Annotated in this window: 19 protein-coding genes and 1 pseudogene; 3 read left to right on the top strand and 17 right to left on the bottom strand. The window is 53.1% G+C overall.

The window, feature by feature from the left end; genetic code table 11:
• Positions 1-537 precede the first annotated feature (537 nt).
• From AC2FIO_RS22585 to AC2FIO_RS22545, 9 genes are all read right to left on the bottom strand, one after another.
• A complete protein-coding gene (locus AC2FIO_RS22585; protein WP_496700122.1) occupies positions 538-1,062 on the bottom strand; it encodes a ricin-type beta-trefoil lectin domain protein in 525 nt (174 codons plus the stop codon).
• A gap of 18 nt (positions 1,063-1,080) precedes the next feature.
• Positions 1,081-1,758: a PEBP family protein gene (locus AC2FIO_RS22580; RefSeq protein WP_496700121.1), complete on the bottom strand. Its 678-nt coding sequence runs from the start codon at positions 1,756-1,758 to the stop codon at positions 1,081-1,083.
• On the bottom strand, positions 1,755-2,276 hold the full coding sequence (locus AC2FIO_RS22575) for a ricin-type beta-trefoil lectin domain protein (protein WP_496700119.1): 522 nt from the start codon (positions 2,274-2,276) through the stop codon (positions 1,755-1,757). Before AC2FIO_RS22575 ends, AC2FIO_RS22580 begins: the two co-directional genes overlap by 4 nt.
• 447 nt (positions 2,277-2,723) lie before the next feature.
• The gene (locus tag AC2FIO_RS22570) at positions 2,724-3,455 is read right to left on the bottom strand and encodes a proteasome-type protease (protein WP_058276331.1); all 732 of its coding nucleotides are present in this window, start codon (positions 3,453-3,455) and stop codon (positions 2,724-2,726) included.
• 11 nt (positions 3,456-3,466) lie between these two features.
• Positions 3,467-4,264 carry a transglutaminase family protein gene (locus tag AC2FIO_RS22565; protein ID WP_496700117.1) on the bottom strand — a complete coding sequence of 266 codons (798 nt, stop codon included), beginning with the start codon at positions 4,262-4,264 and terminating at the stop codon, positions 3,467-3,469.
• 3 nt (positions 4,265-4,267) lie between these two features.
• Entirely contained in the window at positions 4,268-5,209 is a 942-nt protein-coding gene (locus AC2FIO_RS22560) for an alpha-E domain-containing protein (RefSeq protein ID WP_282121408.1), read from the bottom strand.
• A 2-nt stretch (positions 5,210-5,211) separates the two neighbouring features.
• Positions 5,212-6,630, bottom strand: coding sequence for a circularly permuted type 2 ATP-grasp protein (locus tag AC2FIO_RS22555; RefSeq protein ID WP_496700114.1), 1,419 nt, complete (start codon positions 6,628-6,630; stop codon positions 5,212-5,214).
• Positions 6,631-7,595: 965 nt separating this feature from the next.
• On the bottom strand, positions 7,596-7,955 hold the full coding sequence (locus tag AC2FIO_RS22550; RefSeq protein ID WP_282121406.1) for a group I truncated hemoglobin: 360 nt from the start codon (positions 7,953-7,955) through the stop codon (positions 7,596-7,598).
• Between the two features lie 247 nt (positions 7,956-8,202).
• Positions 8,203-9,117 carry a LysR family transcriptional regulator gene (locus tag AC2FIO_RS22545; protein WP_496700112.1) on the bottom strand — a complete coding sequence of 305 codons (915 nt, stop codon included), beginning with the start codon at positions 9,115-9,117 and terminating at the stop codon, positions 8,203-8,205.
• Positions 9,118-9,223: 106 nt separating this feature from the next.
• Here AC2FIO_RS22545 and AC2FIO_RS22540 point away from each other — a divergent pair, with 106 nt between their 5' ends.
• Entirely contained in the window at positions 9,224-10,003 is a 780-nt protein-coding gene (locus AC2FIO_RS22540; protein ID WP_496700110.1) for a HalD/BesD family halogenase, read from the top strand.
• A 7-nt stretch (positions 10,004-10,010) separates the two neighbouring features.
• Here AC2FIO_RS22540 and AC2FIO_RS22535 read toward each other — a convergent pair.
• The 5 genes and pseudogenes from AC2FIO_RS22535 to xylF form a co-directional block, all read right to left on the bottom strand.
• A pseudogene (locus AC2FIO_RS22535) lies at positions 10,011-10,681 on the bottom strand (IS6 family transposase).
• A 62-nt stretch (positions 10,682-10,743) separates the two neighbouring features.
• Positions 10,744-12,051, bottom strand: a complete 1,308-nt coding sequence (gene xylA / locus AC2FIO_RS22530; RefSeq protein ID WP_496700108.1) for a xylose isomerase — start codon at positions 12,049-12,051, stop codon at positions 10,744-10,746.
• Between the two features lie 8 nt (positions 12,052-12,059).
• Complete coding sequence (locus tag AC2FIO_RS22525) at positions 12,060-12,863, bottom strand: ATP-binding cassette domain-containing protein (RefSeq protein ID WP_496700106.1); 804 nt, start codon at positions 12,861-12,863, stop codon at positions 12,060-12,062.
• Positions 12,863-14,161, bottom strand: coding sequence for a sugar ABC transporter permease (locus AC2FIO_RS22520; protein WP_496700104.1), 1,299 nt, complete (start codon positions 14,159-14,161; stop codon positions 12,863-12,865). Before AC2FIO_RS22520 ends, AC2FIO_RS22525 begins: the two co-directional genes overlap by 1 nt.
• Positions 14,162-14,221: 60 nt before the next feature.
• The gene (gene xylF, locus AC2FIO_RS22515; RefSeq protein WP_496700102.1) at positions 14,222-15,241 is read right to left on the bottom strand and encodes a D-xylose ABC transporter substrate-binding protein; all 1,020 of its coding nucleotides are present in this window, start codon (positions 15,239-15,241) and stop codon (positions 14,222-14,224) included.
• A gap of 151 nt (positions 15,242-15,392) precedes the next feature.
• Here xylF and AC2FIO_RS22510 point away from each other — a divergent pair, with 151 nt between their 5' ends.
• Together AC2FIO_RS22510 and AC2FIO_RS22505 are read left to right on the top strand one after the other, a co-directional pair.
• Positions 15,393-16,610 carry an ROK family protein gene (locus AC2FIO_RS22510; protein WP_496700096.1) on the top strand — a complete coding sequence of 406 codons (1,218 nt, stop codon included), beginning with the start codon at positions 15,393-15,395 and terminating at the stop codon, positions 16,608-16,610.
• Entirely contained in the window at positions 16,600-18,108 is a 1,509-nt protein-coding gene (locus AC2FIO_RS22505) for a CRTAC1 family protein (protein ID WP_496700094.1), read from the top strand. The genes AC2FIO_RS22510 and AC2FIO_RS22505 overlap by 11 nt, the downstream gene beginning before the upstream one ends.
• On the opposite strand, the gene AC2FIO_RS22500 is transcribed toward AC2FIO_RS22505, so the two are convergent.
• From AC2FIO_RS22500 to xylB, 3 genes are read right to left on the bottom strand one after another with little or no spacing between them, the layout of a single operon-like run.
• Positions 18,109-19,407 carry a cytochrome-c peroxidase gene (locus tag AC2FIO_RS22500; RefSeq protein WP_496700092.1) on the bottom strand — a complete coding sequence of 433 codons (1,299 nt, stop codon included), beginning with the start codon at positions 19,405-19,407 and terminating at the stop codon, positions 18,109-18,111. It lies immediately after the preceding gene.
• A complete protein-coding gene (locus AC2FIO_RS22495; RefSeq protein ID WP_496700090.1) occupies positions 19,397-20,353 on the bottom strand; it encodes an aldose epimerase family protein in 957 nt (318 codons plus the stop codon). Before AC2FIO_RS22495 ends, AC2FIO_RS22500 begins: the two co-directional genes overlap by 11 nt.
• Positions 20,353-21,810: a xylulokinase gene (xylB, locus tag AC2FIO_RS22490; protein WP_496700088.1), complete on the bottom strand. Its 1,458-nt coding sequence runs from the start codon at positions 21,808-21,810 to the stop codon at positions 20,353-20,355. Before xylB ends, AC2FIO_RS22495 begins: the two co-directional genes overlap by 1 nt.
• Positions 21,811-21,822: the final 12 nt, after the last annotated feature.

Here is a 21,822-nt window from a genome sequence, read left to right as displayed (position 1 = left end):
CGCATCAATCAGCGCCACCGTTTGTCCCCGCGCAGTGTGCGGATCAGCCATTGCGGTTACCAACAGAGACCTTCGGCGAGTAGTCATGGCGTTCACTTGGAAGTCGATCTCCGAGTGTCCAGACACCTATCGCGCCTTGCTCAACCCAGTTTGTTGCCAAGCTGACGAACGAACATGAAGAATTGGCGTTTGACGAATTCTCTCATGTGGACTTCTACTACAAGCCTGAGGCAGTGAAAGCGTCGACTGATGCTGTGGCAGAGTTTTTCAGCAAATGACCCCATAAGGCAGAGGTCAACAGCTGGCCTCCGCCTAATTCGTACCGACGTTCTTTTGCGCAGCATTCGAGAGTTTGGGCTCAATGCGGTCTTTTGCTAAATTTTCCAGAGAGGCCGCATTGCGGACAAAGCGCCAATTCTGGGCGCTCAATCTAATATCGGCTTTTCAAAAACACGAACTCTGACGATACTTACAGAAATCTGCACAGACGCGCTTGTCGGCCCCAGAAGCACAACTTGGGTGCCTCCTTGGCCCCTTTCAGTCCGCAGTGCGATTAGACCAAGTCTGATACGCCGCTCGTTCTTCAGAGCACGCCTGAAGCGTCATTGCCATCATCTGGTTTTCCTCGCTGCGACCGGTTCTGGTCTGACCCGTCAGGGTTAGACACATTTCTGGGGCAGCCGCAGGGGTTATGGTGCCTTCGCCGTCAAAAATCCAACTTTGGACTGTGGAGCCATCACAGGCTGCCAATTCGGCGGACGCATCGGCCTCGGTCGAGATAGCCTGCATGCAGACGTCAAACTCAGGCATAAAGAGGACACCGTCCGCGAATTGCTCTGGATCAAACGCCTGATCGACCAGCACTTCACCGAGCGGGCTGTAGCAGGTGTGCACTTGGAGCCCATCTTCGGGATTGGCAGAAGCGCCTTTACCTTTTGCTATGTCGATACAATAACCGTTCTGAATGTTGTCGAGCATATCAACGACATAAATTTCGACGTTTTCCGCATGGGCCATCCCGGTGCTTAAAACAGCAATGGTCAAGAAGGTTGATTTTAACAATTTGGTTGTCCTTGGGTGTTAGTTGACGGTCAAACGGCACAAAACGGTGTTGCTCTGTTCCAAATCCGGGCCCCAGATCAATTCGGCGGACCCATCCCAAGAGATTTCATCATACCCGAATTTTGGGTCGACTTCAGCCTCAATAAAAACGCTTGCGTTTGCCCAAGACGATGCGTCGAAGTCAGCACCATCCCAACCCGAGGGCTCTTCACTGGCATCAAATCCACACGGGGCAGTGCCTGCCACGGGATCGTTTTCGTTTTCGCAAGTTTTATCTAGCGGTGCGGCGTGGATCACATGGCATTGCCAGTCAGCATTGCTTACTACCACTGTCGCGCCAGAGGCATCCCTGATTTGCAAGATCACGCCACCATCGCCCATTTGCTGACGACGGGTGCCGATATACTCCAGTCCCGTGTCATCCTCTTTAAAGTCCTTGGCCACAAGACCCAGCACAAAGGGGCGCTCAGCCGTGAAATCAAAGCTCTCTGCATTGAACGAGCGTTCCGTCGTGATCGGCACGCTGTCTTCAGCAACTTGGGTGCCATTTACACGCAGTTCGAACCAATTGTCGGCCCAGACATCCGCAGAGAAGGTCTCGGCCTGTAGGGCCACGGGCGTCACAAAGAATAGCGCGATTTGGGAAACTGATGGTTTCAGCAAAGGTCCTTTTGTGGAGTCGTTAGCGCGTCTCATTCGAGAATTACCCATTCCTTGAGCGCTTCAGGAGTCGTCACGCAGTCGGTCAAAACGAGTGCCCGAGACATGTACGGTCCGGCAGATTGGCTGTGTTGGCCAGCGGAAACACAAGTGGTTTCGTCGTCTGATGTACGAATGGCGCGACTCTCTGGGTCGTATACGAACTGCTGGTCAGTTGCAGTGGTATCGCAGGAGACGAGAGCGAACGTGCTTTCCTCATTTGGTTGATGAGACATGCAATAGTCCGAGAATGCGACCGATTGAATATTTCCTGTTTTGGCATCGAACGAAAACTGCACGTCGCCGCCTTCCGGTTTGCAGGAATGGGCTTGCAGTCGCTCGGCAAATCTTCTGCCAAGCGTGTCAATGCACCAACCGAGGTCGTCTTGTTCGTCAAGGTTGTCGGCCAAGTAGATGACGGGAGCGGGCGTTTGAAGCTTCGGTGAATCGGCAAGCGCAGGCGCGGCAATGAAGGCAAATGCCACAATGGAATTGAACAGGATATCAGGTTTCATGAGCAATGTTCCGTTTCTATATTCGGTGCGATCTGGTCGTGAGGGTCACGCTCTTCACTCCAAGGTTTTCAACTCAAAGGTCGCGTTGCCTGTAGCGTGGCATCGCCCCACGCAATTGGGTTCGCCGTCAGTGACAGGCGTTCTAACGGGGTGTACCCCGCGACAACAAGCGTCTCTAATGCTTTTATGGCGAGCAAGCTCATCCCAGAAAAGACAACCAATGCGATGAAAGGTAGTATTCGTGCGCAGTCGGGCATTTTTTCTCCGTTGTCCGAATTGGTACAACGGCTGATTAGTTAATTTCCGTCGCAATTATTCTTGGAGATGGAAACAGACATTTATGTATGTCGCCGCGCTGGTCGCTTTGGGCTCGATGCGGTCCTTCGCTGCAGTACATCCGAACGACCACACCGCGGACAAAGCCGGCATTCAACCGTTTAGTTTTCCCTAAGAGCTGTATTCCGGAAGTTTGGACAAGGCAGATTTCAATGCGTCGCCCCACCCTTCGGAAATAATGCGAAAGTACTGGTCGTCGGTTTCGAATCTGGACCGTGTACCACTTTCAAAGCTGTCTTCATCGTACAGAAGCAGGTCAAGCGGAGCGCCGACAGATAGGTTGGCCTTAATTGTGGAGTCGAAACTTACAAGCAGGAGTTTTACGGTTTCCGGAAAACTCATTTCCGGATCATAGGCGCGTACCAGAATTGGGCGACCATATTTTGTCTCTCCAATCTGAAAGAACGGGGTGTCGTCGCCAGCCTCGATAAAGTTGCCTTCGGGGTAAATTAGAAACAGGCGTGACGGGCCGCCCCTTATCTGCCCACCTAAAATGAGTGTAGCATGAAAGGCACTGTCGGCTTGCTGACCGCTCCGGGCATGCTCCTCGATGACGTCGTTCAGAGTAGCGGCGACCAATTGCGCAATCTGAAACATTGTCGGCGCTTCCAGTATGGACGGCGAGCGTTCTTCCGGCACTTTCGTCCGCTCTTCCAGAAGGCTTATTGTAGACTGAGTAGTCGCCAGGTTTCCGGCCGCTAGGATGGTTATCGACCGGTCACCTTCGACTGTCCAGTTGAACATTTTGTTGAAGGTCGAAACATTGTCCACGCCTGCATTTGTGCGTGTATCGGACATGAAAACCAGTCCGCGGTTCAGCCGCATGCCCACAGCATAGGTCATCAGATTCTCCGTTACTGCTGTGCGACCTGCAACTGCACTGTCAATTGCTCGCCCGCTGTCCCTATTCTGTTCCCTATTACTGGTGCAGATTGGGAATAGTCCAGACCGGTCGCGACACGTACATATCGATCGTCAGGTGAAATACCGTTTGAAACGTCAAACCCGACCCACCCCAAACCATCCAAATGCACTTCGGCCCAGGCATGGGTCGCGTCCTGTAGTTCCGTTTCGTTCATCATAAGGTAACCGGATACATAGCGTGCCGGCACTCCGATCTGCCGCGCGCAGGTAATGAAAATATGCGCGTGGTCCTGACACACGCCACACCCTGCTGTGAGAGCGTCTTCTGCGCTCCAACCCGGGTGCGAACTTCCAACCTCGTACGCAACCTGTGTTCGAATTCTTTCAGACAGGGCATGCATCTGCTCAAGTGGTTTGCCTGTTGGCAACGCGCCTACCACATCGGCGACCCCTTTCCCCGGCATTGTCTGAGGTGTGCTTCTTTTGAATAGCCACAATGGTGTCGACCCTTCATGACGCCCCAGTACGCCATGTGTGTTTTCCACCTCAACAACGCCTTCGGAGATCAACGAGATGCTTCGGGTATTTAGCTCGAAACTGATCAACTCCACCGTATTGCGGTGGTAGTCTTCAAATGTAAGCTCTTTGCGCCCGCCGGAGATCTTGGTTCTCCAACTTAAAATGCTCTGATTGCGAAATGACTTTGGCGTTTTCCTCAGCTGCTGCAGCCCGAAGGGAACCGGCGCGTCGAAATCGTATCGTGTCTCGTGTCGAATGTGCAGTTTCATTTGCTACTCATAGAACCGGTAATCGATTTCTATCTGACGGCTTAAGTTGCCGAGATCTGTCAGAAAATCCTGAATGTACTCATGCAGTCCGAGCTCGAAAATATCGGAGATTTGCTGATCCAGGTATTTCTCGTAGAGAACTTTAGACGCCTCGCACGAAGGCCCGGCAAAGCCATAGTCTTTCTGCAGGTATGACAGGTTCTCCTGAATTTTTCTGCAGCAAAAGTGCAGGCTGCGAGGCATGCGCTGATCCAAGATCAGAAACTGGGCAATATCAGACGGCCGCGTTTTCTCTCCATGGGTCATTCGATACCCGCCACCCGCACCAACAGAGCGGAGGATGCTTTCCCATTGTATATTGTCCAGTGATGAGCCCACTGAAAAGGCCGTGGGCAAAAGAACATAGTACTTAACGTCCAGAATTCGCCCGGTATTGTCGGCCCGCTCGACAAACGTACCAATACGGGTGAAGTCGAAAATGTCATTGCGCAGCATGGTTCCCAATGTGGCACCACGAACCAAAGCCGCCTGTTGGCGAATAAGTTCCAGCGTCGCAGGCAAATCACGCTCATTCACACGGCGCTTCATGATCTCATCGATCTGCATCCAAGTGGAGTTTACTGCACTCCAGACGTCATGGGTCAACGCGGTTCGAACAAGGCGCGCGTTGTCTCGTGCCTGTTTGATGACTGACTTGATCGAGGATGGATTATCAGCATCGCGCAGCACCCAATCTACCGCGTTGTCTTTTGAAACATCATCGTATTTTGCGTAGTACGCATCCAGAACGCCGGCCGTTTTCAGAACAGAGCCCCATTCCTCGGCGGAGTTCTTGGTACGGGTCAACGCCATCCGCTGACCTGTTTCAAGCAGCCTGGCCGTGTTTTCCGCCCTCTCAAGGTATCGAGACATCCAAAACAACCCACCTGCAGTTTTTCCCAGCATGGTCAGTCCTCCAGAACCCAGGTGTCTTTGGTCCCGCCACCCTGACTTGAGTTTACGACTAGAGATCCCTTCTTAAGCGCCACGCGGGTCAAACCGCCGGGTGTGATCTTGATCCCTTCGGGTGACACCAAAACGAACGGCCTTAGGTCAACATGTCTGGGCGCAAGTCCCGAGCGCGCAAAGATCGGAACCGTCGAAAGCGACAGTGTCGGCTGAGCAATGTAGTTCCCGGGCCGCGATTTGAGCTTGTAGCGGAACGCCGCAATCTCTTTCTTGCTGGCGGTCGGTCCGATCAACATTCCATAACCGCCAGACCCGTGTACTTCTTTCACAACAAGCTCGGACAGGTTGTCCAGCACGTAGGAGAGAGACTCGGGATCACTGCAGCGCCAGGTCGGGACGTTTTGCAGCAAGGGTTTCTCACCCGTGTAGAATTCAACGATTTCAGGCATGTAGGAATAGATCGCCTTATCGTCAGCAATACCGGTCCCCGGTGCGTTGGCGATTGTGATACCTCCTGCACGGTAAACGTCCAGGATACCAGGTACGCCCAAAGCGCTATCGGCGTTGAAATTCAGGGGATCCAGAAAGTCGTCATCTACGCGGCGGTAAAGTACGTCGATGGGCTTGTAGCCTCTGGTGGTACGCATGCAGACCCGCCCATCAACAACGCGTAGGTCGTGGCCTTCGACCAATTCCACAGCCATCTGATCTGCGAGGAACGCATGTTCGTAATAGGCCGAATTATAGATGCCTGGGGTTAACACCGCGACGGTTGGCTCCCCGTCGGCGCAAGTCGGCGCGCAGGCAGCAAGAGATCGTCTCAGATTGCGGGGGTAGTCTGAAACATTACGAACATTCGTCGCGCTGAAGAGCTCGGGGAACATCTTTAGCATCGTTTCCCGGTTCTCCAACATATAGCTGACCCCGGATGGTGTACGGGCGTTGTCTTCCAGAACGAAAAACTCGTCTGGTCCGGTTCGCACCAGATCGACCCCGACTATGTGCGTATAGACCTGACCGGGCGGTGAGACACCAAGCATCTGCGGCAGGAAGGCCTCGTTTCCGGCAATCATCTCTGCCGGCACGCGCCCGGCCCGGACAATTTCTTGACGGTGGTAAATGTCATGTAGGAATGCGTTGATTGCCCGCACCCGCTGTTCGATACCGCGTTCCAGCCGCTGCCATTCCCGCGCTGAAATAACTCGTGGTACGATATCAAACGGTATCAGACGTTCCTCGGCCTCGGCTTTGCCGTATACGTTAAAAGTGATGCCCGTCAGCCTAAACACTTCTTCGGCTTCGCGCTGTTTCGCCCTCAGTCGTGATGCGTCTTCCGCATTAAACCAGCGGCCGATCTCTTCGTATGGACCTCTAAGTGATCCATCGCCGTTGAACATTTCATCAAAATACTCACTCATGCTCTTAGTTTTACGCATAGATCAGATTTTTCAAGTCATTCAGGCTTGGTTGGATGCTGCCTAGGGAAGGAGCGTCTAATTTTCAGGCTTATTGACGATTGTGATGGTCTAAACAACGCGGTGCTATTCGTGTTTTCAGTTGATGTCACATTCATTGAGATGCACTGAGCATTACATGGCTTTTCGCTGCAACGGAACGTCCGCTTTGGGCTCGATGCGGACCTTCGCTGCAGTACATCCGAACGACCACTCTGCGGACAAAGCTGCCGTCTGTATTTGCCCGAAGCCAAGTTATTGACTCTTGCAACTCTTGCCCAAGGTGAACATCTGGGCTGCCGAAAATGCACGAATGAATTTTTTCAAGGTTTCTTGGAGTCGCCGGAACAGCACCTCAAACTCATTAGGTGCAGGCTACCCGAACAACTAGGTCCGCCTCGCATTTGTTTCTCTTGGTGCAATTGCCTTCAGAATTTCTACCGCTCTAATAGACACACATTGGCGGTTTTGTTGACCAACCCTGCTTCGTGCTACACTCGTCTTTGCCCGTGCATTGCGAGCCCCCACAAGTTTTGGGGTGCCATTGTCTGAGCGACTGATATGTTTTTCATTCACTTGGGCAAGTTCTGCTGCGAAAAGAACATACCGCTTCTCCGTTTGTCATTTCGGTAACCCTCCGGCGTTGCTACACTCCACCGCTGTGGCTGCCGCACCGCTAGTGGCTGAAACTGCCACAGCAAGGAAGAAAATTCCTGCAAATAGTTTTGCCAAATAGCGCACCACTATTTTCCTAACGCGATCATACGCAGTCAGATAGCAAGAATGAGACCAAGAAAAAGCTCTCAAACTCACTGTCAATTGGCACCATCAGTGGACGTTCAGCAAGACCTGGGCGATACCTGCTCCACATTAAAATAATCCAATGACCGAGTTTTCACTTTTCCGTGTGCACTCCGTTCACGCAATACTCAAATCCCAACGACTTGCCCTTTGAGGCTATATAGAATGTACAAAACTTCCTCTTGCTCCCGCTGACCAACGTCGTTTGCCTGTAGTGCGTTCACGGCGTCGTCCAATACTGCGACAAACTCGTCTCCGCTGATGTTCATGTGCCGATGCGCGGCAACCATATCCTTGCCTGCATAGATCTCAGGTCCACCAGAACCAGTAATAAAGAAGTCTCCTGCCATTTGCTTGAGGTGCTTCATATCACTTCCTGCAAATCGAGCAGAGACAACTGGGTTTTTGGAGTGATTGTCCACCAGCGTGTCAACTATTCGCCGAATACCATCCGTTCCCCCCAAACGATCATAAAGTGTCGCAGGCATTGTCTATCCCTTTTTTTTGATCGGCGTTTCTCAGACGCTAGCATGGTATTCTAATTGGAGCCAAATCTATTGCATTTTGGCCACGCAATTGATCGCAGCTCACCTTGAAAAACGATGAGCGCTTTGGGCTCAATGCGGTCGTTTGCTAAATTTTCCCGAGAGACCGCATTGCGGACAAAGCAGGCTTTTCCCTGCGTCCGATAAATGACCGCTCTCCACGTTATTTAGCTTCCAGCCTCGCAACGTCCTATGGAATTTTCCGGTCCTGGAACAGGCTCCGACAAATGCCGGTAAACCTGTCAGCCAGCAGATTCTCTGGGGCGTCCATATGTGACGCGATGACAATTCGCATCGGCGGTATTGAATCTGAGAGTTTGATCGGGACAACCCGACCGCCGTCGTAGGTTTTGTTGTCGGCAGGTTTCATCGAGAGAAGCGAAACACCCAGCCCGTTTGCCACGTTGCAGCGAACCGATTCAATCGACGACGATCGAAACGTGATCTTCGGTGCAATATCGAACTCGGCAAAAATGCTAAGAAAATAGTCCCGGCTTTGAGGCGCATCAAAAAGCACGAACTCCTCTCCGTCGATCTCTCGAATTGACACGGACGCCCTTTTTGAAAGCCTGTGGTTTGGTGGAACGATCAGATAGAGGTCTGCCGTTGCAAGAGGACGTATGCGGAACAAGGTTTCATCAATGCCCAGATCATAAAGGATCGCTAGGTCGATTTCGTTTCGGCCCAGGGCTATGATCAGGTCTTCTTGCAGAAGTTCGTCGACATCCAAAACTACACCAGGCATGTGTCTCGGGAAGACGCTGAGGATGTGCGACAGGTAGAACGGCGCAATCGACTGAAAGCAGCCTATGCGTAATGTTCCCATTCTGTGAGCAGCAATATCTGCCACTGCGACGTCCATTTTGTCGGCGTAAACCAGCATTTGTTCAGCATATCGAAGGAACTCGACACCTTGTGCCGTCAGCTCCATTCCGCGCGCGTGCAAGCGTCGAAACAACACAAGTCCCGTTTGAGTTTCCAGTTTGGCGATAGCCTGGGCAACGGCGGGCTGCGAGATGCTAACGAGCTGCGCTGCCGAAGCGATCCCACCAGTCTGCGCCACTGCTTGGAAGTAACGGCATTGTTTGAGTGTTATTTCGGCCATGACGCTTGGATAACTTTTTCCACTTTAAAGGCAACAAAAAACAATTTTATTTGTTCTTTGTGCCTCTGTATCACGTCAACACGCAACTTGACGGCAGGAGAGACCAATGGAGCTGAAAGACATTATCGACTTAAAAGCCTTTCCGATAGGCAATCCGGATTTCCGCGCAGCTTGTAAGAAAGAGTTTAACGAAACGGGTGTCTTCGTGATGCCGGGATTTGTTCAAAAGGGAGCGATTGATACAATCCGTGACGAGGGCATCGCCAGCAAAGACAAGGTCTTTAAGTCAACAAAGCAACACAACGTCTACCTGACCCCAAAAGACGAAAGGTTTGCTGACGACCATGCACGCAATCGCCTCGTTACCTCATCCAAAGGATGCATTACCGATGATTTGATGCCGCAGGGTTCACCGTTGCGCCAACTCTATGACGCCCCGGTTTTCCGGAGCTTCTTGTGCGATGTCCTTGGCGAAGACGCGATGCACCAATACGCAGATCCGCTATCTTCCATCAACCTGCATTTTGCTGAAAAGGGAGAGGAGCTTGGCTGGCATTTTGACAACTCGTCCTTTGCCATCACCTTGATGGTGCAAGCGCCTGAAAAGGGTGGGAAGTTCGAATACGTTAACGCCGTTCGCGATGCAGATTTAGGCGAAATGGGATTTGAGAAAGTTAATGAAATTTTGGACGGAAAGGCACCAGTGGAAATTGTCGAGGCCGATGCCGGTACACTGGTCTTCTTCCGGGGCCGCAACTCGATTCACCGGGTTGCACCTAATGAAGGTGATCTAACGCGCATTCTCGCAGTGCTTGCTTATAATGCCGAACCCGGTGTCGAACTTTCTGAAGCCGCCCGAATGACCTTTTATGGTCGATTGAGCTAAAAGTAGCTCACCGCGATCGCCTCGCCCCGCAATGTAGAAAATACGAGAGCGACCTGAAAGCTGACATTGCTGCCACGCGCAGCATCAAGTAGTTTGGACTTGAAACGGTCATTCGCCGCAGAACGCCCCTGGGTCTGCTTTGGGCTCGTCGAAACGGCAGGTGCGAATTCTCGACGCGGTTGTTGAGCCACCTTCCCGTCTGTTGTTTTTCGGGCCCGCCCATTTCTCTGAGCGCAGCTTTGTAGGAAGCGAAACGATCCGTCACGATCTCTCTACACAGCCATGGCGCTTCATCAATTTTTTGAGGAATTTCAATGCCGCTTGCTCGTTTCGGCGTTTGGTGACAACTGCTTCCAGCACCTCACCCTCGTGATCGATTGCACGCCAGAGATAGTGGTGTTTGCCGTTCACCTTCACAAAAACCTCGTCCACATGCCACTTCCATTTTGAAAAGGCTCGAAGTTGTTGCACCCGCTTTCTTCGGATCTCAGCAGCAAACATCGGGCCGACCCTGTTCCATCAAAATCGAACAGTCTCGTGGCTCGCCTCAATTCCCCTTTCGTGCAGCAGGTCTTCCACGTTTCGAAGCGACAATGGGAACCGAACGTACAGCATGACTGCCAGAGGAATGACCTCTGGACTGGTCTTGAAGTATTTGAATGGCGATTGTTTGATCATGCGCGAAGGCTACGAAGGCACCCTGCCCGCCTCAACCCAAGTTCTTCTGACAACAACTATTTTCACACAAACCTGTTCACGTAGTTTTCCAGAATTTCCTGGCGACCGGACTTTGGTGCCGGGTTAATATCCTCATCTATGACCCGGTCGTATACTTGCTCCAGACTGCTTTCCAACATTGAGGCCGCCTTTGGAGTGTTCCAACCAGAATACCTATCCAAAAGAGCGGCATCCATGCCACCATCTTCAATCATTGCCGCGGCAGCTTTCAAACCGCGTGCACATATGTCCATTCCACCGATATGAGCTGCCACAAGATCGACGGCGTCAATCGATTGTCGGCGAATTTTGGCGTCGAAATTAGTGCCGCCGGTGGTAAAACCACCCGCCTTCAAGATGTAATAGTAAGCTAAGGCAACTTCCGGTGTATTGTTCGGGAACTGGTCTGTATCCCATCCAGACTGGTAGTCGTTGCGGTTCATATCAATCGAACCCAGCATCCCTTCGGCAGCCGCGACTGCAATTTCATGCTCAAAGCTATGCCCGGCAAGGATCGCATGGCCCTGCTCGAGATTCAGTTTCACTTCGTTCTCCAACCCGTACTTCCTGAGAAATCCGATGCAAGTAGCTGCGTCATAGTCGTATTGGTGCTTGGAAGGCTCCTGAGGTTTCGGTTCTACAAGAATGGTACCTTTGAACCCGATTTTGTGTTTGTACTCTACGACCATGTTTAAAAATCTGCCCATGTGGTCCAGTTCGGTTTTCAGATCCGTGTTCAGCAGGGTCTCATAGCCTTCACGTCCGCCCCAAAGAACATAGTTTTCGCCGCCAAGCTTGTGGGTCGCGTCGATACAGGATTTTACTGTCGCTGCGGCGTATGCAAAAACGTCAGGGTCTGGATTAGTACTGGCGCCAGACATCCAGCGACGATGGCTGAACATATTGGCCGTTCCCCAAAGAAGCTTGGTGCCTGAAACCTGCATCTTTTCACCAATGTAATCGGTGATCTCTTCCAAGGCATTGAGGTTTTTAGCAAAGTTGCCCTGCTCGGGACGGATGTCAGCGTCGTGCCAGCAAAAATAGGGTTGGCCCAAAAGTTCAAACATCTCGAAAGCGATATCGGCCTTCATGCGGGCCCGTCCCATGTCGTCCTGCGGATGCCATGGGCGCTCCAGGGTGGGTCCTCCAAAGGGATCCCCCCCTTCCCATGCAAAGGAATGCCACCAGGCCACTGCAAACCTCAGATGGTCTTCCATGCGTTTACCCAAAATCACTTCATCGGGGTTGTAATGCCGGAAGGCCATTGGGTTTTGACTATCCACGCCCTCATATTGGATCCGTTCGATCCCATTGAAAAATCCGCTTGCCATACCTGACCCTATTCTGCTTTTTGCGTTGGCTGTTTGCCGAGAATAATCATCGACAAAAGATCGTCATCAGTGACGTCTGCGATATCGACCGTGCCAACCAGTTTTCCGTTCTTCATGACCGAGGCGCGGTCGCACAGTTCCATGACGGCATGCACGTCGTGATCGATCAGGAATATCCCAATGCCTTGCGCCTTTAGCTGGTGGATCAAATCCGCCACCATCTGAGTTTCATGCGGCCCAAGCGCTGCTGTCGGCTCATCCATGATCAAAATACGTGCGTTGAAGTAGACAGCCCGAGCGATCGCCACTGATTGTCTTTGCCCCCCTGACAAGGCAGAAACCGGATCATTGAACTTCTGAAAGTTCGGGTTGAGCTGAGCCATTATCTTTCGGCATTCTGCCTCCATGGCTGCGTCGTTGACCAAACCAAAAGGCGTCGTCATCTCGCGCCCAAGGAACAGGTTCGATGTCGCGTCCAGATTGTCGGCCAAGGCGAGCGTCTGATATATCGTTTCGATGTTGTTCGCCCGGGCGTCACGGGGATTGCCAATCTCGACCGATTTGCCATCGATCAGTATCTCGCCGTGGTCCATCTGATAGGCACCGGACAATACCTTGATCAACGTGGACTTTCCGGCCCCGTTATGGCCAAGTAGACCAACGACTTCACCCGGATAGAGATCGACCGACACATGGTCGACGGCCTTGACCCCACCAAAGGAAATCGAGATGTCGCGCATCTCGACCAATGGCGGCGCGCCTGAACCGCCCCCTGTGCCGGAAGGTTTTTTCTGCACATCCTGTGCTTGCATCATTTTGCCCCCAGTCGTTTGCGATAGACGATGTCGATATAGACAGCCAACACGAGGACGCTGCCGACCACGATGTTCTGAAACGGCGCGTCAACGCCAACCATTGCCATGCCCGATTGCAGCGCCTGCATGATCAATGCACCAAGGATCGCGCCATAGATGGTACCGATGCCGCCCGACAATGCGGTTCCTCCGATCACTGCAGCGGCGATGACGCGCAGTTCGTCCAGCGTTCCAATGTCGTTTGAGTGGTTTGCAAGGCGCGCCGAGGCGACCACAGCAGAAACGGCGCACAGAAAGCCCATAAGCGCAAAAATCTTCACGGTCAGCAGCCGAGTATTGATGCCAGAAAGCTCTGCCGCATCAGGGTTTCCGCCGGTGGCAAAGATGTAGCGTCCAAACCGGGTTTTACGCGCCACGATTGTCAGCGAGACAGCCACGATAATCAGAATGAGGACAGAAATCGGTATGCCGTATCCTACAACCAGCCCCTCTGGCATTGTCTCGCCGCGCGCTTCGAACATACGTTGCAGACGGCGCGTAGGAATAGCGTAGCTGTTTACGATGTAAACGTACCCAAGGATAGCAAATGCGATTATCCCAGCCAGAGTGGCCTCGGCCCAAACAGGTTTCACAGGGAACCCATGTGACGCTTTTGCGCGGCGACCACTCCACAACGCCCAGATCGCGATCGCGGTAGCGAACAACCCAAACAGCCAGCTTGTCGACGTGCCCAGTGTTCCGTTGGTCCCGCCAAACATCAGGAATGTACTATCCAGAGGACCAATCGTCTGGCCGCTCGTCAAATACCACGCCACGTTTCTCCAAACCAGAAATCCACCAAGCGTGACGATGAACGCTGGTATCGTCAGATAACCAACCATCCAGCCATGAAACGCACCAATAAGCGTGCCGACAAATAGCCCGACGACAATGGTGATCGCCCATGTGGCCGGATTGTTCAAACCCATCCCAAGCACCTGCGGCAAAAGCTCGGTTTGCGTCATTGCCATCACTGCTGACGTTGTTGCAAGTAGTGCTCCGACCGACAAATCGATGTACCGCGTGACGATTATGAACACCATCCCGCACGCCATAATGGCAACCGAAACCGTCTGGATAGACAGGTTGAACAGGTTTCGAGGCGTCAGGAACCGCCCATCTGTGAAGATGTTGAACCCGATGCACAGGATGACAAATGCGCCGATCATTCCCAAAAGCCGCATATCCAGTTCCAATTGATGGAACAGGCTGGGTTTCGCTTTTTCAGGTACCGGCTGAGACGAAGTTTCGGTCATTTCCGATCTTTCATATTCAGCAATGGTCCCCGGCCCAGACAGAGCCAGGGACTTTGAAGATTAGTTACAAGGAGCAGGTCCGTTTTCAACGCCTTGGCACAGATCTTCCAATGGGATCCATCCGGCGTCCACAACGACGGACAGGTTGTCCTTGGTGATCGGAACCGGCGCAAGGAAGACCGAATTCATCGCGGTGCCACCTGGTGATGTCCAGCTTGTTGCGCCTTCGACGTCAGCCGGGCTTGTTCCACCGCTCAGTGCGACAGCGATTTCGCCAGCGGCCTTTCCGAGTTCACGGGCATCCTTCCATACCGAAACTGTCTGAGTTCCCAGCGCAACACGGTTCAGCGCCGCGTGATCGCCGTCCTGACCAGATACTGGAATGCCTTCCATGCCCTGCGCAGTCAGGGCCGCAACTACGCCGCCTGCAGTACCGTCATTCGACGCAACGACTGCATCCACGTTGTTCTCATTCGCGGTCAGAATCTGCTCCATATTTCGCTGCGCGTTCGCGGGCAACCAGCCATCCGTATAGGCTTCACCAACAATTACAATGTCGCCGCTGTCGACGGCTGCTCCAATGATCTCTTGCTGACCACCGCGCAGGAAATCTGCGTTCGGATCAGTAGGAGAGCCTTTGATCATCACGTAGTTGCCTTTGGGCATGGCCTCAAAGACAGCTCGGGCCTGCATTCTGCCGACTTCCACATTGTCGAAGGTCAAATAGAACGCTCGGTCGTCCTCAATCAGGCGATCATAAGCAATGACTGGAATACCTTCGTCCGCCGCTGCCTGAACAGCCGGTCCAATGGCCTGCGCGTCCTGCGCGAGAATGATAAGCGCGTCCACACCTTGAGCGATCAGGCTTTCAATGTCCGATAACTGCTTTGCGGAAGACGATTGCGCGTCTGCCGAAATGTACTCGGCGCCGCCTGCTTCAAGCGCCGACTTAATTGCCGCCTCGTCCGTTTTCCAACGCTCTTCCTGAAAGTTCGACCAGCTTACGCCAACCACTGGCTCTGCGAATGCGGTCGAAGCCAACAAAGTGGCCACAGCCGTAAAGCTGAGAATTTTCTTCATGATTTCCTCCCATTTGCCGAGCCATCGCATTTCGATTCGCGGCTCTCACAAATTTGAATACCATATTTATTTCAGTCGGTAAAATATTTAGCCTACAAGACATCATTAAATTCACTTAAGTTGGGTCCAGAGTAAGATTCGCGAGGACAAGATGCTGAAAAGCAAAGCGTCTGTGGTTTCTTTGGACCAAAGAAACGCAACCCGCTTGCGGGTGTTGGAACAGATCAGAAGTAAGGGATCCGTTTCACGGATTGATATCGCGTCCGCCTTGGAAACCAGTCCTGCCACGATCACCTCAGCAACGGCTGATTTGATCTCGGCAGGGCTGATCAAAGAGATTGAAGGCGAAGCACAGTCAAAGTCGGGAAAAAGGGGGCGACCCAGAGTTTTGCTGCAATTGGACGGCCAGTCGTTCCTTGTCGCGGGCCTGAAGGTTGCACGCCAAATGATCTCGGTCATTCTCGTGGATTTTGAAGGGAACGAGGTGACGTCGCACAAGGCCCAGCTTGAAGACGCCCGAATGTCGCCGGCAAACCTTATATCGACTATCCGCTTGGCCCTTGAAGACACATGCCAACAGGTCGGTCTTTCAATCGAACACTTGGCTGGCATTTCAATCGGATTGGCTGGGCAGATTGATGCAGCTAGAAACTTTGTCCACTGGTCGTCTTCGGTGACCGAAAGAAACATTGATTTCAACCCTTTAATTGCGAAAGAGCTCCCCTGCCCTGCCTTCGTGGAAAACGACGCCAACCTCGTCGCAAAAGCCGAACAGCTTTTTGGGCTAGGCAAAGGGCTAAAGAACTTTCTTGTTGTCACGATCGAACATGGTGTTGGCCTCGGTATCGTTTTGGACGGTAGGCTCTACCGCGGGAAAAGAGGCTGTGGGGCTGAGTTTGGGCATACCAAAGTGCAACTCGACGGCGCTCTGTGCCAATGCGGTCAACGGGGGTGCTTGGAAGCCTATATTGGGGACTACGCCTTGATCCGAGAAATGACTGTCACGGGTCACGCCGACGACATGCAAACGGTCTCGGACATCCACACTCGCGCCATTTCCGGTGATGACAGAGCCACCTCGGTGCTTGCGCGTGCGGGGCAGATGTTTGGTCTTGGAGTGTCCAATCTGATCAATCTGTTCGATCCCCAATGCATCATTGTGTCAGGTGCGCAAATGAGCTTTGAACACCTCTGCTCGGCCGAGGTTATGACGCGCATTCAAAATGGTGTTGTGAATGTCGACGCACCCTTGCCTGAAATCAAAGTGCATCACTGGGGTGATCTGATGTGGGCCAAAGGTGCTGCCGCGTATGGGATCGAACAGGTCTCGATCCTGAAGGTAAAGGGGCTTGCGGCGAATGCGTCCTGAATTTGCGGCATTACTCGTTCTTGCCACAGCTGCCGATGCCGATTCACAGCTTCAATTCAAAAGCATCGACGTGCCCGTTCATATTTACGATGGCGGTTGGGAGCACTTTGTTGGCGGCGGAGTAGCGGTTTTTGATTGTAACGGAGACACATTACCCGAATTGTTCGTCGCGGGCGGGTCCAATCGATCTCAGCTGTTCAAAAACACCTCTGAGGGCGAGGTTTCTTTTCTTATTGAGACACCGGATCAGCTGGCCTTAACCGGAGTAACCGGCGCCTACCCATTGGACGTTGACGGCGATGGTTTGATGGATCTGGCCATATTGCGTGTGGGCGAAGATGTCCTGCTTCAAGGGCAGGTGGATTGTCAGTTCCGTCCCTTCGATAACATCGAGTTCCAATCCGTGGATCACTGGACCACTGGGTTTTCGGCCACATGGGAAGACGACCAATCCTTGCCAACATTGGCATTTGGAACTTACGTCGATCGCTTCGACCCGGAAGGCCCGTTTGAATCCTGCGAGCCAACCCTACTCTATCGCCCGAACGAGGGCAGCTACGCCCCCCTCCAGCAACTGGAACCCAGCTTCTGCTCGCTTTCCATTCTGTTTTCCGACTGGGCACGAACCGGACGCGCAGACCTTCGTGTCAGCAATGACCGCCACTACTATGTACGCAATGGGCAAGAGCAGCTATGGGCGATGGAGCCTGAGCCGCGATTATACTCGTCCGAAGACGGGTGGCTGCCCTATTCGATCTGGGGAATGGGTATTGCCTCTCGCGATCTGACCGGAGATGGCTTTCCCGAGGTCTATCTGACCTCGATGGGCGACCAGAAACTTCAGGTGTTTGACCCGGATACCAACGGCCCGACGTGGCGCGATGCAACTTACGAAAAAGGCACAACCGCACACAGACCGCATGTCGGTAACGACGGAAGGCCGTCGACCGGCTGGCACGCACAGTTTGGAGACGTCAACAATGACGGCCGAGACGACATCTTCGTGACCAAAGGCAATGTCGAGCAAATGCCGGATGCTGCACTGAACGATCCAAATAACCTGTTGGTTCAGCGCTCGGAAGGTCAGTTTATCGAAGCCTCGGCAGAGGCTGGTGTTGCTTCGATGGCGAAGTCTCGCGGTGCAGCGCTTGCAGATCTGAACAACGATGGGTGGCTCGATCTGGTGGTCGTAAACCGCGGATCAATACTTGAGGTCAGTCAAAATATCTCAACAGGCGGCAATTGGCTGTTGGTTGATGTTGCTCAGGACAAATCCAACCAGGCAGCGGTCGGTGGATTTGTCGAGGTTCAAACCGCGCAAGGTTTGCAAACCCGAGAAATAACCATTGGCGGCGGACATGCTGGTGGTGTGACTGGATATCAACATTTCGGTTTGGGGGACGAAACCCAAGTACAGCTTCGGGTAGTCTGGCCGGATGGAGAGGCCAGCACATGGCAGGACGTGGCACCGAACCAGATTGTTCAAATGCGTCGGTGACTATTGATCTACCGGCAGACCGCTTGGAACTTGGGCAGGCACACCCAGCCTCTGCGCCGGATCCTCAAGGCTTGCCAGAAAACTTAAAAGAGCGTCGACCTCGTGATCCGTAAGAGTAATTTTCGACAAGCTGTTGCTGTTGGCAATGGCATCCAGATGTTGCTGCTCCAGCAAGGGAGTTTCGTCTTCAGAGCCCGGGAAATCTGGCAACAAAGCCATCTCCACCGTGTAGTTTCGCAAGGACGTAACCGGGTCCAGATGGTGGCGCACGATATCTTCGAGTCGCGCAAATGCTCCGTTGTGCCCATACGGCGCGGTCAGCGTTACATTGCGTAGAGATGGCGTGCGAAATGTGAACGCATCTTCGGCACGACCTGTAACACGAAGTCGCCCATCATCGCGAACATGACTCTCAAACCGCGCGGCCTTTCCAGGCCCGATTTGCGGCAAACTGATCGAATGAAACTTGTGATCCGTCTGGAACCAGCCCGCGTGGCAACTGCTGCACCCCGCCTTGCCGAAAAACAGGTGCATGCCGAATTCGGCGTTTTTAGATAGTGCGTCTTCGCCTCGCATCGCGCGATCAAAGGGGCTGTTGTCGGCGCGCCATTCGAATGCGATGAAATCTGCGATCACGTTTGCAATGGCCGTGAATGAGATCTCACTACCCGGCGTAATGGCATCAAAGCGCTGCTTGTATTCTGGGATGGCGGCAACACGAGCCGCAATCAGGTCCCACGCTCCACCTTGTTGTGTCAATAGCCCCAATCGAACCGCTTCGCTGACGTCATTTTCGGAGTAATGACCGGCCATTTCGTCTGGTGAAAGCACCGGGAACATCGCCTGTGCCGCCAATGCCGATTGAAAACCGGACCGCATATGTGTCCCCAAAGGAGTTCTGATCCCGTTTGGTTGCGTTGGATCGGCTTCAAGACGCCCATCATGGAAAAACGTCGCGAACTCCGTCGCACCAAGATTCCAAAGCGCCGGTGAGTTTCGAGGGATACGTTGCTCCGGCGTATTCTGAGTATCCAGCGTGCGTTCAGTACCCAAGCCGATCCCGCCTTCCCCGATGCCGAGCGAAAGGCCGTCCGACGTGCCAAGCCTAGGGTGATGACAGGTCGCACAACTGATGTTCTTGTTGCCGGACAAAACCGGATCGTAGAAAAGCAACTGTCCCAATTCAACGCGGTGGAAATCAGGCTCAAGGAAAGTCGGAGGTGGTCCAAGTTCCTGAGCATTGGCGCTGGTGCCAGCAATCAAAAAGCTGATGATGGGAATGAATAGCCTAACTCCCATTGCCACCTTCCGTGATCTCGAGCGAGAGTTCATGCCGGTACGGTTTTTCGGGCGTGCAAATGACCGAGGGAAACGAAGGTATGTTGGGCGCGTTCGGGCATCCCGATGGCTCGATGCACGAACCAGATGAACCGCGTAGTGGCTTCGCCATATGGGCACCCGAATAAACCTGTGCTCCGGGTTGGTCAGCATAAGCGGCCAGAAAAAGAGCGGACGACGCGGTGAATTTCGTGACCGGATCTGTCGGGTCACGGGCTTGATCAAAGCAGAAATAGTGGTCGATCGGCATCGGAACATGCCCGATCGATCTAGGTGTAGAGAAATCCAATTCGCTGTCCTTGGTCGAACATAGCCCGCCGGACGGAACTCCTTGTTCGTCAATTTCTGAGTACCGCTCTGAGGCGAGTTCCAGCTCGTGTGCGTCAACACCCTTTGCGCTGCCCAAAGTATAGTAGTTGTGTTGTGTAAGATTGATCGGTTTAGGCCGGTCAGAATGATCTTGTAGTGTGTAGGTCAACCATGGGTTCCGTAGCGTGACACTGACCCCGAACCGGACGTTCCCTAGAAAGCTGCTTTCCCCGTCGCGTGAAAGGTAACGCAATACCACTTCGTTTGGTGCGGTCTGCTCAAGGTTCCAGAATTGTTTGGAAAGCCCCTCTGCTCCCCCATGTAGAGTGTTTTCACTTTCATTGGCGTTAAGTTCAAAACCAGCGCCTTGCAACTCGAACCGCGCGCCGCCGATCCGGTTCGCAACACGGCCAACGGTTGCGCCCATAAAGGTTTTATCGGTGAAGTATTTAATTAGGTCATTGAACCCCCAAAAAAGCCGCACGTCCTTGTACCACCAACCTTGAGTGAATGCCCCATTGTTCAGCACCAAGGCTCGCATGTCCCCATCAGTCAGCATAACCGTTTCGAACCGAGAAGGTTTTCCAACTTCAGCCATCATCCACCCGCCAAGGGCGCCAGCGCCTTATAGTACTGCCGATATTGTCCGAATTCCCTTTCATAGGGTTCGACCAGATCCTTGCGTGGGTCGATGCTTTCCTGAATTTTAGGCGGCTTCATAATGTCGCCGGGCTTTGCATTGTTAGCGGCACAGATCGCAAGTCGTGCAGCGCCCATGGCCGCGCCGAATTCGCTGCCTTTTGGAACATCCAAAGGCACTTGCAATACCGTAGCAAGTGTTTCCAACCAAAACCTGGATCTTGCACCTCCTCCAACAGCCATCAAGTTGGTCGGCGAGGTCCCTGTGCTTTTCAAGGCTTCGAGACAGTCACGCATTGCAAAGGCAACGCCCTCCATCACAGATTGGGTCAGATCGGCGGGGCCCGATGCGACGTCGACACCCAAGAATGCTGCTCGAATGCGACTGTCGTTATGCGGCGTTCGCTCGCCTGAAAGATACGGCAGGAACGTAATCGAAGAAGGTCTGGCAATGCTATCAGGTACCATCGACGCCAGTTTTTCCACAGGTTGGCCGAGATTGCTTGAAAGCCAATTCATACTGTTTGTTGCCGAGAGTATGACCCCCATTTGTATCCACATTTCGGGAACAGCATGGCAAAAGCAGTGCACTGCAGTTTCAGGCGCCGGGCCATATGCATCCCGAGCAACAAGAAGAACTCCGGACGTTCCCAACGACACGAAACCCGCACCGTCCTTTACGCTCCCGATACCGCAAGCCGCCGCTGCGTTGTCGCCTGCGCCACCCGCCACGACAACAGGACCAGAAAGGCCCCATGCATGCCGCAGCTCGGTTTTCAGTTCACCAGCCGGCTCATTCCCTTCGACAAGACGCGGCATCTGTGCGGCCTGCATGTGACCCAAACCCAGCGCCGTTTCAGACCACTGCCGTTTGTCAACATCCAACCAGGATGTTCCGGCACTGTCTGACATGTCCGAGATGTATTCACCTGTCAGCCAAAACCGAAGATAGTCTTTCGGCAATAAAACTTTGGCTGTTTTTGAGAAAACCTCGGGCTCGTGCGACCGCACCCATTCCAGTTTCGGCGCTGTGAAACCCGGGAAAACAATGTTCCCGGAAATGGTCCGCATCTGTGGAGACTGATCGAGTGTTTTTGCCTCGTTTGCAGATCGTGTGTCATTCCATAGAATGCAGGGCCTTAGAGTTTCACCTTCGGCATCCAACAAGGTGGCACCATGCATGTGCCCGCTCAGACCAATTCCGCGCAGTTTTGCGAATGCCGATGCGTTGTCTGACCGGAGCTTCGCAATAACCTTTGTGCACGCGTTAATCCAATCTGACGGATTCTGCTCGGACCAACCGGGTTTTGGCGTCGATGTGGAAATGCCAGCTTCTGCGTCGCTGACGACGAGACCGGCGTCATCAATCAGAATTCCTCTGAGACCCGACGTTCCCAAATCCAATCCAAGATACATTCGGCGTCACCC

The organism is Ruegeria sp. CDSB086 (assembly GCF_059611065.1).
Note: the sequence above shows the minus strand (reverse complement) of the source record. Positions and strands in the feature narration are given on the sequence as shown.